Here is a 14632-nt window from a genome sequence, read left to right as displayed (position 1 = left end):
TCAGAACGCAGGGGGTAAGTTCTTTCTATGTGCACGAACGTGACCAGATACGCGCCGGGTCGGACCGCGCGGTTTTTCTAACCGGGGCGACTATCCACGCCTGTGTTATCGGTCGAGTTGCACGCGCATTCGGCGCTCTCGTACGACGGCCGTGACCCGATAGAACTCCTCCTCGAACAGGCGGAGGCGGTCGGTCTGGACGCCCTCGCGGTCACCGACCACGACGAGATAGACGCGAGTCTCCGCGCCGCCGACGTCGCCGAGGAGTACGGACTGGTCGGCATCCCGGGGATGGAGGTCACGTCCGCGGCGGGTCACGTGCTCGCACTCGGCATCGACGAACTGATTCCGGCCGGTCTCTCCTACGACGAGACGCTCTCGGCCATCCGCGACCAGGGCGGCATCGCCGTCGTCCCGCACCCGTTCCAGTCCTCGCGGCACGGCGTCGCCCCGCACATCACCCGCACGCAACTCGCCGAGGCGGACGCCATCGAGGTGTACAACTCCCGGCTGTTCACCGGCCGGTCGAACCGGAAGGCCGAGCGGTTCGCCACGGCCCGCGACCTGCCGAAGACCGCCGGCAGCGACGCCCACATCAGCGAGATGGTCGGACAGGCCGTCACCGAAGTCGCCACGGACGACCGCTCCGTCGACGGCGTCCTCGACGCCGTCACGGCCGGCGAGACGAGCGTCGTCGGCAGCAAGACGCCGTGGCGCATCTCGTTCAGGCAGTTCGGCGGCGGCGTCACGCGCCGCGTGAGACGCGGCGTCACCGAGTTGCTCTGATGCTCCGCGGGGCCGACGAGTCGACGGTCCGCGCCGCCGTCGAGACGGCCGACCCGCTTCCCGGCACCGCCGGCTTCGCCGGCGAACTGGACGGCGCACTCGTCCGCGACGTCCTCGGCCGCCAACCCCTGTTTATCGAACGCGACGACCCCACGACGTGGGCGTTCGACCGCCGCGAACTCGCCGCCCCCGTCCGCGTGCCGGCGGGAACGCGGCGGCCCGTCGACGGCGATGGAGACGACAGCGAGAGAGGGGGGGCGGACGAACGCCTGTGGACGCTGCCGACGCCGGCCCCCGAGACGGACCGGACCGCCGCCCTCGCCGCCGTCGACGACGCCGTCACGGCCGCCGTGCGCGGCGTCGACCCGGACGACTTGGCGGTGGCGTTCTCCGGCGGCGTCGACTCCGCCGTCGTCGCCGCCGGCGTGCCGGCGGCACCCTGTTACGTCGCCGGGTTCGAGGGGAGCCACGACGTGGCCGCGGCGCGCGACGCCGCCGCGGCGATGGACCGCGAGGTGCGCGTCGTCGAGTTGACCCACGACGCACTCCGCGAGGCCGTCCCCGAACTCGTCTCGATTCTCGGCCGGACGAACCCGATGGACCTGCAGATAGTCCTGCCGCTCTACCTCGTCGGCAAGCGCGTCGCCGCGGACGGCTTCGACCGACTCGCCGTCGGGCAGGGCGCGGACGAACTGTTCGGCGGGTACGCGAAGGTGGCGAAGGCACCAGACGACCCGCGCGTCGAGGCGGAGACGGTCCGCGGCGCGGCGACCGAACTGATTCGGACGCTCCCCGACCAGTTGGAACGCGACGTGCTCGCCCTCCGCGCGGCGGGCGTCGAACCCGTGGCTCCCCTCCTCCACGACGACGTGGTGGCCGCCGCGCTTCCGCTACCGGGAGAGTTGCTCGTCGCCGACGGCCGCCGGAAAGTCGCCCTCCGCGAGGTGGCGCGCGGACTCGTCCCCGCCGACGTGGCCGCGGCGGACAAGAAGGCCGTCCAGTACGGGACGTACGCGTCGCGGGAACTCGACCGACTGGCGCGGCGGGCGGGCTACAAGCGCCGGATGGACGACCACGTCGAGAAGTACGTCCGGTCGCTCGTCGAGGAGTGAGGCGGCGAGACGTACGGCCGGTCGCTCAGTCGGCCGACGCGGCGACGCCGATGGCTTCGAGGGAGAACTGGACGGTGTCGGGGTCGAGGTCGGACTCGCGGAGGGCGGCGGCGTCGTACCACGTCCACACCTCCGGGTCCGCCTCGTCGTCGCCGTTCGGGTCGATGTCGCGGGACGATACCGTCGCGTAGTAGATGTGGTCGATGTGCTGGTGGCCGACGCCGCCGTCGCCGTGGACGTTGATGTCGTACAGCATCTGGTGTCGCGGGTCCGGCAGGCGTTCGCCGTCCGGCGCGTCCACCGGGTCGGTGTCGTCCAGTAACTCGGCGTCGAGACCGGTCTCTTCGGCCACCTCGCGCAGGCCCGCCTCGTGCGGGAGTTCGTCCCTGTCGACGTGGCCGCCCGGCGGAATCTCGATGCCGAGTCGTTCGTGCTGGTGGAGGGCGACGGCCCCCTCGTTGACGATGTAGACGGTCGCAGTGAAGTGTCGCGTCGTCTCCATGCACCGCCGTTCGAAGCGGGAGCGGTTGGCTGTTTCCGTCGCGGCCGCGGAGAAGCAGGAGTCGGTCAGGCCGTCAGGCCTTCTTCGGCCTCGAGCAGTTCGTGGTAGCGGTTGCGGATAGTCACTTCCGAGATGTTGGCCACCTCGCTCACCTCGCTCTGCGTCACCTTCTCGTTGGCGAGCAGGGAGGCGGCGTAGATGGCCGCGGCGGCGAGGCCGACGGGCGACTTCCCGGAGTGGATGCCCTGTTCTTTGGCCGTCTTCAGCAGTTGGCGGGCGTGGCGTTCGGACTCGTCGGTGAGGCCGAGTTCCGAGGCGAACCGCGGGACGTACTGCTCGGGGTCCGCGGGTTCGATTTCGAGGCCGAGTTCGCGGACGACGTAGCGGTACGTCCGCGATATCTCGTCTTTGTCGACGCGGGACACCACCGTAATCTCGTCGAGCGACCGGGGCGTGCCGGCCATGCGCGCGGCGGCGTACAGGGCCGAGGTGGCGACGCCCTCGATGGACCGGCCGGGGAGCAGGTCGTCGTCCAGCGCACGGCGGTAGATGACCGAGGCCGTCTCGCGGACGTTGTCGGGGAGTCCGAGCGCCGACGCCATCCGGTCTATCTCGCCGAGCGCCTGCTTCAGGTTGCGCTCTTTGGAGTCTCGCGTGCGGAAGCGCTCGTTCCACGTGCGCAGTCGCTGCATCTTCTGGCGCTGATTGGACGACAGGGAGTTGCCGTAGGCGTCCTTGTCCTGCCAGCCGATGTTCGTCGACAACCCCTTGTCGTGCATCATGTTCGTCGTCGGCGCGCCGACGCGGGACTTCTCGTCCTTCTCGGCCGAGTCGAACGCTCGCCACTCTGGACCGTGGTCTATCTCGTCCTCCTCGACGACGAGGCCGCAGTCCTCACACACCGTCTCGCCCCGTCCGTCGTCGGCGGCGAGGTTCGTCGACCCGCACTCGGGACAGCGAAGCGTCTCCTCGTCTTCCACGGCGTCTTCCTCCTCTCGTTCGCCGGTGTCCTCACGCGCGCGCGCACTCCGCGTTCGGTAACTTCGGGCGCTTTCAGTCATTTTGTTGGGCGGAGAAAATGGGCCGGAGGGTTCTCCGTACCGTCTCCACGGACGGAACGATAATATATTTGATGGCCCGCCGAGGACGGAATCGGGTCGGCGGGCTGTCACTCCGTCGCAGACCCCCGTTCACCCACACCGAAACCCTTACTCCCGGCCCCCGGTTCGTGACGAACATGAGCGATACGCCCGTGGACGCCGAGGAGGTGCGTCACGTCGCGGAGTTGGCGCGGGTGAACCTCGCGGAGGACGAAGTGGAGGAGTTCGCCGCCCAGTTCGCCGACATCCTCGACTACTTCGACGCCCTCGACGAGGTGCCCGAGGTCGAGTCGGAACCCGACCTCGTGAACGTGATGCGAACCGACGAGGTGGAGGACTGTCTCGACCAGGAGGAGGCACTGGGGAACGCCCCCGAGTCCGAAGACGGCTTCTTCAAGGGACCGCGGGTGTCGTAGATGAGCGCGAACATCTTCATCACCGAGGAGACCATCGACGGCGACGACGACGGCCCACTCGCCGGGCGGACCGTCGCCGTCAAGGACAACATCAGCACCGACGGCGTCCGCACGACGTGCGGGTCCGCGATGCTCGAATCGTACGTCCCGCCGTACGACGCCACGGTGGTCGAACGCCTGAAAGCCGCCGGCGCGACCATCGTCGGCAAGACGAACATGGACGAGTTCGGGATGGGCGGCACGACCGAAACCTCGGCGTTCGGCCCGACGGAGAACCCCGTTGACACCGAACGCGTGCCCGGGGGGTCCTCGGGCGGGTCGGCCGCCGCCGTCGCCGCGGGCGAGGCGGACCTCGCACTCGGCACGGACACCGGCGGGTCGGTGCGCAACCCGGCCGCCTTCTGCGGCGTCGTCGGCATCAAGCCCACCTACGGACTCGTCTCTCGGTACGGACTCGTCGCCTACGCGAACTCCCTCGAACAGGTCGGCCCCATCGGGTCCACCGTCGAGGACGCCGCCGCCCTCCTGGACGTCATCTCGGGCGCGGACGAACGCGACGCGACGACGCGGTTCGACCAGTCCGCGGAGACGGACGGCCACCCGGCCGACGGCGCCGACTACGCGGCCGCCGCGGACGGCGACGTCGACGGTCTGACCGTCGGCGTCATCACGGACCTCCTCGAGGGCGCGGACGAACGCGTCGTCGAGACGTTCGAGGCGGCCGTCGCGGACCTCGAAGCGCAGGGCGCGGACGTGGTCGAAGTCAGCCTCGACTCCCTCGAACACGCGGTGCAGGCGTACTACGTCATCGCCACGTCCGAGGCCTCCTCGAACCTCGCGCGCTACGACGGCGTGCGCTACGGCCTCTCGACGGGCAAGGAGGGCAACTGGAACGACGTGTACGCCGACACCCGCGAGGAGGGGTTCGGCGCGGAGGTCAAGCGCCGCATCCTCCTCGGCACGTACGCCCTCTCGGCGGGCTACCACGACAAGTACTACAAGAAGGCCCAAGACGCCCGGGCGTGGATAAAACAGGACTTCGACGAGGCGTTCGCCGAGGCGGACGTCCTCGCCACGCCGACGATGCCCGTCCTCCCGCCGAAACTCGGCGAGAGCCTCTCGGACCCCCTGCAACTGTATCTGATGGACGCCAACACCGTCCCCGTGAACCTCGCGAACCTCCCCGCCATCTCCGTCCCGGCGGGCGAGGCGGAGGGCCTCCCGGTCGGCCTCCAGCTAATCGGACCGAAGTTCGGTGAAGAGACGATGATTCGGGCGGCGTCGGCCGTCGAGAACTGAGCGGTTTTTGGTCCAGCTTTTCGAGCGACCGTCAGGGAGCGACGAAAAGGTGGGAACACGATGATTCGGGCGGCGTCGGCCGTCGAGAACTGAGCGGTTTTTGATCCAACGTTTCGAGCGACCGTCAGGGAGCGACGAAAAGGTGGGAGCGAACCGACGCCCGAAACGCGGTTCTAACTGCCGCCCAGCGCCCGGAACGCGACGCCGGCGAGGATGGTCAGGATGCCGATGATGGTGGCGATGGGCGGAATCGGGATGAACAGGAACACGACGCCGACGAGTATCACGATGGTGGATGTCTTCATGTTTTGTTCGACTCGCCTCAGTTAGAAAAAAGTGTTCGCCGATCGCGGGGCTCGCGCGGCCGCCGGCGTCCGTTCAAAGCGCCGTTTGAGCATTCGGTGGGTCTTCTACGGTGCCGCGACTCGATTCGAACGCAATGCCCGATTGGTCTCTCCCTCCCACGAGTGGTCTCGTCACAGTCTTCCTCGTCGTCGGCCTCGTCGCGGGCGCGACGGGCGTCGTCGTCGCCCAAGAGTCGTCTGTCGAGTTGGCGACGCAGGACGGACGCGTCGTCGTCCATGCGGCCGAGGACGCGACGATAACCGGCACGTCGGACCTCGACGCGGGGTCGAACCTGACGCTCCGCATCCAGTCCGCGGGGGACACCCAACCGCAGTTCCTCAAGACGCAGACGGTGACCGTCGCCGAGAACGGGTCGTTCGCCGCCCCGTTCGACTTCTCCGAACAGGCGAGCGGTGACACGTTCGCGGTGACCGTCGTCCGCGGCGGCGAGACGGTGGCCGAGTCCGAGGGTGTGGTGCTGGCGCCCGGCGAGACGCTCACCGGCGACGCGTCGTCGACGGCCGACGCTTCGGCGACCGGAGACGGAACCGGCGCGTCGACGCCCGGATTCGGCCTCGTCGCCGCCCTCGCCGCCCTCGCCGCGGTGGCGGGGTACGCCCGGTTCCGGTAGCCCGGCCCGCCGGCGTCAGCCCCTGAGGAGGATCATCACCTCGTCCGTCGCGCCCGACTCGACGGCGACGACGTAGCGGTGACCCGGTTCGATGACGGTGTCGGGCCCGCCGAGGCGGTTCCCCTGATAGTCGACGACGATGAGGCTCCGAGCAGGACGTAGACGCCCGCGCCGAACAGGGACGAAGATGCCCGCCCCGATACCGACCATCGTCGCGTCTACCGGACCGGGGCTGACCGTCGATTCGCGTTCACCAGCGTGACTCACGGCCGGCCTCGCGTCCGCTCCGACCGCCGCGGCCGGAGGGTCGTGTGGCGCGTCACCACACCACTGTATCCGTCCGCTCTCGGGCGAGGCGGGTGAGCTGTCGTGCGTCACCACCCCACGTCAACGCCCGAGCGATACCTACAGAGTGAAATGACTGCTGCTCTTGGTTCCGTTCAGAGTGTGATGAACGCAAATATCGACGCCTACGTGGACTACCGGACGAGCGTAGGCTTTCTCGGTTCCGTTCTCAAGTACATGGCTATCCCGCTCACCCTCCCGCTGGGCGTCGCCCTCTACTACGGCGAGAGCCCGCTCCCCTTCGTCGTCGCCATGGTCGTGATGGTGACCGCCGGGGTGGGACTCGAACGACTCCGAACGACGCCGGACCTCGGCCACAGGGAGGCGTTCCTCCTCGTGAGCATGACGTGGTTCGTGGTCCCCCTCCTGGGGACGATTCCCTACCTCGTCGCCGGGCAGGGGACCGTCGCGCACCCGGTGAACGCGCTGTTCGAGAGCATGAGCGGGTTCACGACGACGGGGTCGACCGTGCTCGGCGAGATATCGTTCGACCGGCACACGCGGTCGATACTCATGTGGCGGCAGGTCACCCAGTGGCTCGGCGGGATGGGCATCATCGTCCTGATGGTCGCCATCCTGCCCGAACTCTCCGTCGGCGGCGCTCAGGTCATCGACGAGGAGGCACCCGGACTGTCGATAGAGAAGCTGACACCGCGGATTCGGGACACGGCCAGCGCGCTCTGGCGCATCTACATCGGGTTCACCGTGGCGGCGATGGTCGTCTACTACGGCCTCCACCTCGCCGGCGTCGCGCCGAACATGGACCTCTACAACGCCGTCGCGCACGCGTTGACGACGATGCCGACCGGCGGGTTCTCCCCCGAAGCGCGGAGCGCGGAGGCGTTCTCGCCGGCGATTCAGTGGGCCATCACCCTGTTCATGGTCGTCGCGGGGACGAACTTCGCGCTGTTCTGGTACGTCCTGATGGGCGAACCGAGGCGGCTGACGGGGAACGCCGAGTTCCGGGCGTACTTGGCGGCGATGCTGGCCGTCACGGGCGTCTTCGTCGTCCTGTTGTTCACGGGTCTCGGCCTCGACGTGTCGCCGTCGAACGTCGCGCCGATTCCGGGGCACCTCGAACACGCGCTCCGACAGGCCGCCTTCCAGACGGCGGCGGTGGTCACCACGACGGGGTACGCCAGCATGGACTTCAACACGTGGGACCAGTCGGCGCAGCTCATCCTCCTGTTCGCCATGTTCCTCGGCGGGTCCGCCGGGTCGGCGGCCGGGTCGGTCAAGATAATCCGCTGGTACCTCGTCCAGAAGACCATCCGCCGAGAGCTGTTCACCTCGGTCCACCCCGACGCGGTGCGACCGGTCCGACTGGCCGACGAGGTGATAGACGAGCGGACCGTCCGCGGCCTGTTCGTCTTCACGATGACGTTCGTCACCATCTTCGCCCTCTCGACGGTCGTCCTCTACCTCGACAGCCTCCGCGTCGGCCTCGAACTCAGCGCCATCGAAGCCGTGAGCGCCTCCATCGCCACCCTCGGGAACATCGGCCCGGGCGTCGGCGTCGTCGGGCCGATGAACAACTTCCTGCCGTTCTCGCCGTTCTCGAAGCTCTACATGGTCGTCCTGATGTGGATCGGCCGACTGGAGATTCTGTCCGTCCTCATCGTGTTCACGCCGTCGTACTGGCGCGCGTGAGCGACGGCGTCGGCGGGTAGCGGCGAGCCGCCGACCTCACACGGCGGCGGTGACTTCCTCCGCCACGGACGAGTCGACGAAGAGGACGACGTGGTCGCCGACTTCGACGACCGTATCGCCGCGCGGCGAGACCAACTCCCGGTCCCGCACTATCGAGCCGACGACGACGCCCCGCGGGAGGTCGGCGACGGACTCCCGAATCGGTCGCCCCGCGAGCACGCTGTCGCCGTCCACCTCCACTTCGAACACCTCGGCGCGGTCGTCCTCGATGAACGTGAGTTTCTCGGCCGTCTCCTCGCGCGTGATTCGCGTAATCTCCTCCGCGGTCACGACGCGCGGGTTGACCGCCGCGTCCACGCCGACCGTCTCGAACAGGTCCCGGTGGTCTCCGTCCTCGACCACCGCGACGGCCCGCTTCGCGCCGAGTCGCTTCGCGACCAGCGCGGCGAAGAGGCTGTTCTGGTCGGAGTCGAGGGCGGCGACGACGACGTCGGCGGTGCCGACGTTCTCCCGTTCGAGCGCGTCCGTGTCGGTCGCGTCCATCTGGAGGACGACCGTCTCCGAGAGCTGTTCGGCCAGTTCGCGCGCCCGTTCGGGGTCGCGTTCGACCAGTCGCGGCGAGAGACCGCGCTCCTGGAGCAACTGCGCGGTCTGAAAGCCGATTTCGCCGCCGCCCACGACGAACACGTTCGTCGCGTCGTTCGGCATCCGCGTCGGGGCGGCCGTCAGCGCGAACTCGTGGACGGCCTTCGGCATCCCGATGACGACGACGCGGTCGCCGGCTTCGATTCGGCTGTCGCCGTCTGGTATCTCGACGTCGTCGTCGCGGAGAATCGCGGCGAACGTGAGCAGTTCGTACTGGTCGGCCTCGCTGACCGTCTGCCCGGCGACGGAACTCGACTCGCCGATCTCGAACTCCGCCATCTGGACGAGTCCCTGCGCGAACTGCTCGACGTTGACGGCGGCGGGGAGGCCGATGACCTGAACGATGTCCTCGGCGGCGACGAGGTTCGAACAGACCATGAAGTCGACGTCGAACGCGCCGCGGGACCGCTCCCACGTCCGGAGGAACCCCACCTGCTTGACGCGGGCGATGGTGAACGGGTCGCCGAGCGCTTTGGCCGTCCCGCAGGTGGCGAGGTTGGTCTCGTCGTCGTCCGTGCTGGCGATGAGGAGGTCGGCGTCGGCGACGCCGGCCTCCTCCAACGTGTCGATAGACGCCCCGTCGCCCTCTATCGCGAGCACGTCCAGCGAATACTTCACCTCCTCGACCCGTTCGGGGTCGACGTCCACCACCACCACGTCGTGCGAGTCCGCGAGGCTGGCGGCGATGTTCGATCCGACCTCACCGGCGCCGACGATTACGACGCGCACGTGCTTCCTCCTCGTCTGCGGTTCATACGGACGAGTGAGCCACCAGTCCCATGAGCGTTTCCGCTCGCGACGGTCGGACCGCCCGACCGGACGCGAGTCGCGTCGGTGTCTGCGTCGGTCGAGTTCGGCGGTCCCCGACGCCCGTCACTCGCCGTCCCGGCCGACCGGGACCGGTCGCCCCTCGGCCGCGCTCGCTCGCAGGGCGTCGATTGCGCGCATGTTCGCCACCGTCTCCGCGCGGTCGACTCGGGGCGTCGTCCCGGCCGCGGCCGCCTCGGCGAAGTGGTCGACCTGCAGGCGGTACTGGTCCACCGCGTCGAACGTCTCGGTCACCTCGCGCCCGTCGACGCCGTAGGTGAGGCCGACCGACGTCCGGCCGGGTCCGAAGCAGTCCGTCGCCTCCAGATAGCCGTCGACCGCTTCGACGCGGTAGCGTTCGACGTGCGTCGTGTCGAACCCCGAGGCGACGCGGGCGGTGCGTCCGTCGGCGTACTCCAGCACTCCCGCCGCCTCGGTGTCGACGCCGCTGTCGCGGGTGTCGGCGAGGTGGGCGTACGCCCGGTCGGGTTCGCCGAGGAAGTTCCGCGCCGCGCTGACGGCGTAGCTCCCCACGTCGAACAGCGACCCGCCGCCGAGTTCGGGGTTCAGGCGGATGTCCGCGGGGTCGTCGAGCCGGAACTTGAACGCCGCCTCGACGGACCGCACCGCGCCGAGTTCCTCGGACGCTATCTCACGGGCGCGGACGGTCCGCGGGTGGAAGTGGTACATGAACGCCTCCATGAGCGTCACGTCGGCGTCTTCGCAGTAGTCGAACAGGTCGGCGGCGCTCTCGGCGTCGGTCGTCAGCGGCTTCTCGCAGAGCACGTCCAGTCCGGCGTCGGCGGCCCGGCGGGTCCACTCGGCGTGCAACGCGTTCGGGAGCGGGTTGTACACCGCGTCCACGTCGGCCGAGAGGAGTCGCTCGTAGCTCCCGTAGGACTCCGGAATCCCGTTGTTCGCGGCGAACGTCGCCGCCGTCTCGGCGTCCCGCGAGGCGACGGCCGTCACCTCGTGGTCGCTCGCGTGGATGGCCGGAATCAGCGACTTGCGAGCGATACCCGCGGTGCTCAGGACACCGAATTTCATGGGCGGTAGACGGCCGACCGCCCGAAAGGTCTTCCGCCGGCGGTCGGGGGGCCCTGCAACCGCGGGCTTCGACGGCCACCGTCGTCGCAGGACGCGACGCGACTACCGCCGCCAGTACTCCGGCGTCAGGATGACGAGGACGGGCAGAATCTCCAGCCGACCGATCCACATCAGGACGACCATGAACAGTTTGCCCGCGTTCGAGAACCCGAGGTAACTCCCCATCGGGCCGACGACGCCGAACCCGGGGCCGACGTTGCCGAGGGTCGCGGCGACGGCCGACATCGTCTCCAGCACCGAGAGGTTCAGGCCGTAGCGCGCCGCGTCGAGGAAGAGGAGCCCGCTTGCGACGAAGAAGATGACCATGTAGAGGAGGGTGAACGCGTAGATGCCGCGAATCGCGCGTTCGTCGAGCGCGCGGCCGCCGAGGCGGACGGGGCGGACCGCGTCGGGGTGTGCGGTCGTGAACAGTTCCCGGCGGATGGACTTCAGGATGACGTACCAGCGGACGACCTTCACCGCGCCGCCGGTCGACCCCGCGGAGCCGCCGACGAACATGGCGAACAGGAGGACGTACTGCGCGACCGGACTCCACGTGTTGAAGTCCATGCTGGCGTACCCCGTCGTCGTCACGATGGAGACCACCTGGAACACCGCCTGCCGCACCGCGGGTTCGACCTGTCCGGTGACGAGCGCCGTGAACTCGCCGAGGTAGGCCGCGTCGAACGTCGACTGCCCGACCACGGTCTGCGTGAAGCCGACGCCCGTGAACAGGAGGACCGAGAGAACCGCGGTGAACGTCGCCATCGCGCCGACGTAGAAGCGGAACTCGCTGTCCTCGAAGATGCGCCGCGGGTTGCCGGTGAGCGCGTGCCAAAACAGCGCGAAGTTCGTCCCGGCGGCGACCATGAACGGGACGATTATCCACTGTGCGGCCGCCGAGAACGCCTCGATGCTCCGCGCCTCGGGGGAGAACCCGCCCGTCGGCATCGTCGTCAACGCGTGCGCGACGGCGTTGTAGAGCGTCATGTTCGGGTCGACGCCGAGGAGGAACAGGCCGTAGAGCAGGGTCGCTTCGAGGACGGTGAAACCGAGGTACGCCCCCCAGAGCGCGCGGGCCGTCTCGGCGATGCGCGGCGTGAGTTTCTCGATGCCGGGGCCGGGCGCCTCGGCGTCCATCAACTGCGCGCCGCCGACGGAGAGTTCGGGCAGGATGGCGACGGCGAGGACGACGATACCCATGCCGCCGAGCCACTGCGTCAGCTGTCGCCACATCATGACTGCGCGGCTGTGCGTGTCGAACGAGATGTCGCCCAGCACCGTCGCTCCCGTCGTGGTGAACCCGCTCATGCTCTCGAACAGCGCGTTGGCGGGGTTCGCGAGCGTCGAGTTGGGGTGGAACGGCAGGACGACGGGCGGCAGGCCGTGCGCCTCCACGAGGTACGGTACCGCGCCGACGAGGGTGACGGCGAACCACGTCACGGCGACCATGAGAAAGCCCTCGCGGGCGCGGATGTCCGGGTCGGGTTCGAGGCGCTCCAGTCCCGCCCCGACGGCGACGGTGAGGGCGATGGTGACGACGAACGGCAGCGTCGTCTCGCCGTAGTAGAGCGCAACGAGGAGCGGCAGACACAGGGGGACCGCGAGATACTTGAGGACGGTCCCGACGAGACTGAGGCTGGCTCGGTAGTCGACACGTAGCTTCATCGGAGCGTGTCTCCGTGCTCACGCGCCGAGACGTATTAGTTTACGGAAACGGAGCAGGCGTCACAGCATCGCCGTCACGTCGCCGACGACGGAGGCGTCCACGAACAGGACGACGTGGTCGCCCGCCTCGACGACGGTGTCCCCCCGCGGGGTGATGAACTCGCGGTTTCGAGTGATGGCACCGACGACGACGCCGTCCGGGAGTTCGGAGACCGACTCGCGAATCTCCCGGCCGGCGAGGACGCTCGCGTCGTCCACTTCGATTTCGAGCACCTCGGCCTTGTCCGACTCGATGAGGGCGACGTTCTCCGCGCCGCCCTCGCGCGTGAAGCGCGTAATCTCCTCGGCGACGACTTCACGGGGGCTCACGCCCACGTCGACGCCGACGGCCTCGAACAGGTCCACGTACTCCGTCGTGTCGATGACCGCGACGGTGCGTTCGACGCCGAGGCGCGCCGCGAGGAGAGAGACGAGCAGGTTCTTCTCGTCGGACTCCAGCGCCGCGACCACCAGGTCGGCCTCGCCGACGTGTTCGCGTTCGAGGAACTCCATGTCCGTCGCGTCCGACTCCATCACGACGGTGTCGGGGAGCGCTTCGGCGAGTGTGCGCGCCCGGTCGGGGTCGCGTTCGACCAGACGCGGGCGGAAGCCGCGTTCCTCCAGCAGTCGGGCGACGTGGTAGCCGACTTCGGAACCGCCGACGACGACGACTTCCTCGGCGGCCCCCGGGGACTCGTCGGGGGCGACGGAGCGCGCGAAATCCTGGACGCTCCTCGGCGTCCCGATGACGACGACGCGGTCACCCGGCTGGATGACCGTCTCGCCGCGCGGCAACTCGATGGAGCCGTTCCGGAGGATGGCGGCGAACGTCAGCGCCTCGAAGCGGTCCGCCTCGCGGACGGTGACGTTCGAGATGGGACTGTCGTCGTCCACCTCGAACTCGGCCATCTGCACCTGCCCGCCGGCGAACGGGTCCACGTCGCGGGCGGCGGGCAGGCCGATGATGCGGACGATGGACTCGGCGGCCAGCAGGTTCGTACACACCATGAAGTCGATGCCGAACGCCTTCTTCGACCGCTGCCACGTCCGGAGGTACTCGGTGTTCTTGACGCGAGCGATGGTGAACGCGTCGCTGATGGCCTTCGCCGTCGAGCAGACGACGATGTTCGTCTCGTCGTTGTCCGTCGAGGCGATGACCATGTCGGCGTCCTCGATACCCGCCTGTTCGAGCGTCGACAGCGCGGTCCCGTCGCCCGTGATGCCCAGCACGTCGAGCGAGTAGTTCATCTCCTCGACGCGTTCGGCGTCCCGGTCCACGACGACGACTTCGTGAACGTCGCCGAGGTCGGCCGCGATGCTCGACCCGACCTGCCCCGCACCGACGATTACTACTCGCATCCGAGGCGGCCTCCACGTTGCATTTCTGCCCCGATTTGCGAGCGAACCGGTATTCTTCTTTCGACATCGGCTCGCGCTCCCCGCTCGGTCGCGGGGCGGTCACGCACGAGTCGGACACCCGGCGGTCGGTCTCTGGTCGGCCGTTCGTCCGGCGGCCGTTCGTCCGGCGGCCAGTCGCTCATCGGTCGCTCACTTGCGCCGGCGGTCGACGCTCAGGTCTATCCGGCGCCGCCGCCCCTCCAGGTCCTCGACGACGCGTTCGACGATGCGTTCTGCCTCCTTCTCCAAGACCGGTTTGAGCTTGTCTATCACCCAGCCGAACGAGACGAGTCGCGGGAGGTCGAACGAACTCTCGTCCGCGGACTCGGCGTCGTACGACACCTCGAAGAAGACCCGGCAGGCCGTCTCGGCGTCCTCGGGCGCGTCGTCGGGCAGTTCGTCCAGTTCCTCGACGCGCCACCGACCGTGGGCGCGGAAGTCCCGCACGATGCGCCACTCGATGCGGTCCGGCGGGTGGAGTTCGGTCACCTTCGAGTGGGCCGTGTAGTTGAGTTTCCACCACGTGAAGTGTAACGCGTATCGGGTGCCCGCCTCACCGTCGCCGCGTTGGGTGACGTCCTTCAGGTGCTTCGAGTAGTTCGCGTAGCGAGGGAAGTCGACGAGGAAGTCGTACACCTCCTCGCGCGGGAGGTAGACGACGGTGGTGACGACGATTTCGTCCACGAGACGCGAGTTGGGGGGCCGCGAACAAAGCCTTGTGGGGGTCGCGCCGGGCGGACGCCGGCCGGAACCGACAGCGGTACATCAGAAACTACTTCTGGGTGACAGAGCGTTGTCCAATC

At 68.7% G+C, this 14632-nt stretch carries 14 protein-coding genes and 1 pseudogene; 6 read left to right on the top strand and 9 right to left on the bottom strand.

Annotation, left to right across the window (positions count from 1 at the left end; genetic code table 11):
• Positions 1–102: 102 nt before the first annotated feature.
• Together BM310_RS06490 and BM310_RS06485 are read left to right on the top strand one after the other, a co-directional pair.
• Positions 103–786 carry a PHP domain-containing protein gene (locus BM310_RS06490; RefSeq protein ID WP_089805741.1) on the top strand — a complete coding sequence of 228 codons (684 nt, stop codon included), beginning with the start codon at positions 103–105 and terminating at the stop codon, positions 784–786.
• On the top strand, positions 786–1898 hold the full coding sequence (locus BM310_RS06485; protein WP_089805739.1) for an asparagine synthase C-terminal domain-containing protein: 1113 nt from the start codon (positions 786–788) through the stop codon (positions 1896–1898). The genes BM310_RS06490 and BM310_RS06485 overlap by 1 nt, the downstream gene beginning before the upstream one ends.
• Positions 1899–1923: 25 nt before the next feature.
• Here BM310_RS06485 and BM310_RS06480 read toward each other — a convergent pair whose 3' ends face one another.
• Positions 1924–2400, bottom strand: a complete 477-nt coding sequence (locus tag BM310_RS06480) for an NUDIX hydrolase (protein WP_089805737.1) — start codon at positions 2398–2400, stop codon at positions 1924–1926.
• Between the two features lie 65 nt (positions 2401–2465).
• The gene (locus BM310_RS06475) at positions 2466–3461 is read right to left on the bottom strand and encodes a transcription initiation factor IIB (protein WP_089805735.1); all 996 of its coding nucleotides are present in this window, start codon (positions 3459–3461) and stop codon (positions 2466–2468) included.
• 176 nt (positions 3462–3637) lie between these two features.
• On the opposite strand from BM310_RS06475, the gene gatC reads away from it, so the two are divergent.
• Positions 3638–3916, top strand: a complete 279-nt coding sequence (gene gatC, locus BM310_RS06470; protein WP_089805734.1) for an Asp-tRNA(Asn)/Glu-tRNA(Gln) amidotransferase subunit GatC — start codon at positions 3638–3640, stop codon at positions 3914–3916.
• The gene (gene gatA, locus BM310_RS06465; RefSeq protein ID WP_089805732.1) at positions 3917–5215 is read left to right on the top strand and encodes an Asp-tRNA(Asn)/Glu-tRNA(Gln) amidotransferase subunit GatA; all 1299 of its coding nucleotides are present in this window, start codon (positions 3917–3919) and stop codon (positions 5213–5215) included.
• Between the two features lie 173 nt (positions 5216–5388).
• Here gatA and BM310_RS06460 read toward each other — a convergent pair whose 3' ends face one another.
• Entirely contained in the window at positions 5389–5520 is a 132-nt protein-coding gene (locus BM310_RS06460; RefSeq protein ID WP_089805731.1) for a transporter, read from the bottom strand.
• Positions 5521–5654: 134 nt separating this feature from the next.
• On the opposite strand from BM310_RS06460, the gene BM310_RS21830 reads away from it, so the two are divergent.
• Positions 5655–6191, top strand: a complete 537-nt coding sequence (locus BM310_RS21830; protein WP_089805729.1) for a BGTF surface domain-containing protein — start codon at positions 5655–5657, stop codon at positions 6189–6191.
• 15 nt (positions 6192–6206) lie between these two features.
• Here BM310_RS21830 and BM310_RS21280 read toward each other — a convergent pair whose 3' ends face one another.
• On the bottom strand, positions 6207–6458 hold the full coding sequence (locus BM310_RS21280; RefSeq protein WP_177232545.1) for a hypothetical protein: 252 nt from the start codon (positions 6456–6458) through the stop codon (positions 6207–6209).
• Positions 6459–6641: 183 nt separating this feature from the next.
• On the opposite strand from BM310_RS21280, the gene BM310_RS06445 reads away from it, so the two are divergent.
• Entirely contained in the window at positions 6642–8186 is a 1545-nt protein-coding gene (locus tag BM310_RS06445) for a TrkH family potassium uptake protein (protein WP_089805727.1), read from the top strand.
• A gap of 36 nt (positions 8187–8222) precedes the next feature.
• On the opposite strand, the gene trkA (BM310_RS06440) is transcribed toward BM310_RS06445, so the two are convergent.
• From trkA (BM310_RS06440) to BM310_RS06420, 5 genes and pseudogenes are all read right to left on the bottom strand, one after another.
• The gene (gene trkA, locus BM310_RS06440) at positions 8223–9560 is read right to left on the bottom strand and encodes a Trk system potassium transporter TrkA (protein WP_089805725.1); all 1338 of its coding nucleotides are present in this window, start codon (positions 9558–9560) and stop codon (positions 8223–8225) included.
• A gap of 144 nt (positions 9561–9704) precedes the next feature.
• Entirely contained in the window at positions 9705–10685 is a 981-nt protein-coding gene (locus BM310_RS06435) for a Gfo/Idh/MocA family protein (RefSeq protein ID WP_089805723.1), read from the bottom strand.
• Positions 10686–10787: 102 nt separating this feature from the next.
• Positions 10788–12392, bottom strand: coding sequence for a TrkH family potassium uptake protein (locus BM310_RS06430; RefSeq protein ID WP_089805721.1), 1605 nt, complete (start codon positions 12390–12392; stop codon positions 10788–10790).
• A 60-nt stretch (positions 12393–12452) separates the two neighbouring features.
• Positions 12453–13877: pseudogene (gene trkA, locus BM310_RS06425) on the bottom strand (Trk system potassium transporter TrkA); the annotation flags it as partial.
• A 102-nt stretch (positions 13878–13979) separates the two neighbouring features.
• A complete protein-coding gene (locus BM310_RS06420; protein WP_089805718.1) occupies positions 13980–14513 on the bottom strand; it encodes a type II toxin-antitoxin system RatA family toxin in 534 nt (177 codons plus the stop codon).
• Positions 14514–14632: the final 119 nt, after the last annotated feature.

This window comes from Halogeometricum rufum (genome assembly GCF_900112175.1).
GTDB classification, from domain to species: domain Archaea; phylum Halobacteriota; class Halobacteria; order Halobacteriales; family Haloferacaceae; genus Halogeometricum; species Halogeometricum rufum.
Note: the sequence above shows the minus strand (reverse complement) of the source record. Positions and strands in the feature narration are given on the sequence as shown.

What these genes read in the sequence shown, in the direction of transcription:
- BM310_RS06485 (WP_089805739.1), top strand. Translation starts at nt 786, where the DNA reads ATGCTCCGCGGGGCCGACGAGTCGACGGTCCGCGCCGCCGTCGAGACG.
- BM310_RS06480 (WP_089805737.1), bottom strand. Translation starts at nt 2,400, where the DNA reads ATGGAGACGACGCGACACTTCACTGCGACCGTCTACATCGTCAACGAG.
- BM310_RS06475 (WP_089805735.1), bottom strand. Translation starts at nt 3,461, where the DNA reads ATGACTGAAAGCGCCCGAAGTTACCGAACGCGGAGTGCGCGCGCGCGT.
- gatC (WP_089805734.1), top strand. Translation starts at nt 3,638, where the DNA reads ATGAGCGATACGCCCGTGGACGCCGAGGAGGTGCGTCACGTCGCGGAG.
- gatA (WP_089805732.1), top strand. Translation starts at nt 3,917, where the DNA reads ATGAGCGCGAACATCTTCATCACCGAGGAGACCATCGACGGCGACGAC.
- BM310_RS06460 (WP_089805731.1), bottom strand. Translation starts at nt 5,520, where the DNA reads ATGAAGACATCCACCATCGTGATACTCGTCGGCGTCGTGTTCCTGTTC.
- BM310_RS21830 (WP_089805729.1), top strand. Translation starts at nt 5,655, where the DNA reads ATGCCCGATTGGTCTCTCCCTCCCACGAGTGGTCTCGTCACAGTCTTC.
- BM310_RS06445 (WP_089805727.1), top strand. Translation starts at nt 6,642, where the DNA reads ATGAACGCAAATATCGACGCCTACGTGGACTACCGGACGAGCGTAGGC.
- BM310_RS06435 (WP_089805723.1), bottom strand. Translation starts at nt 10,685, where the DNA reads ATGAAATTCGGTGTCCTGAGCACCGCGGGTATCGCTCGCAAGTCGCTG.
- BM310_RS06430 (WP_089805721.1), bottom strand. Translation starts at nt 12,392, where the DNA reads ATGAAGCTACGTGTCGACTACCGAGCCAGCCTCAGTCTCGTCGGGACC.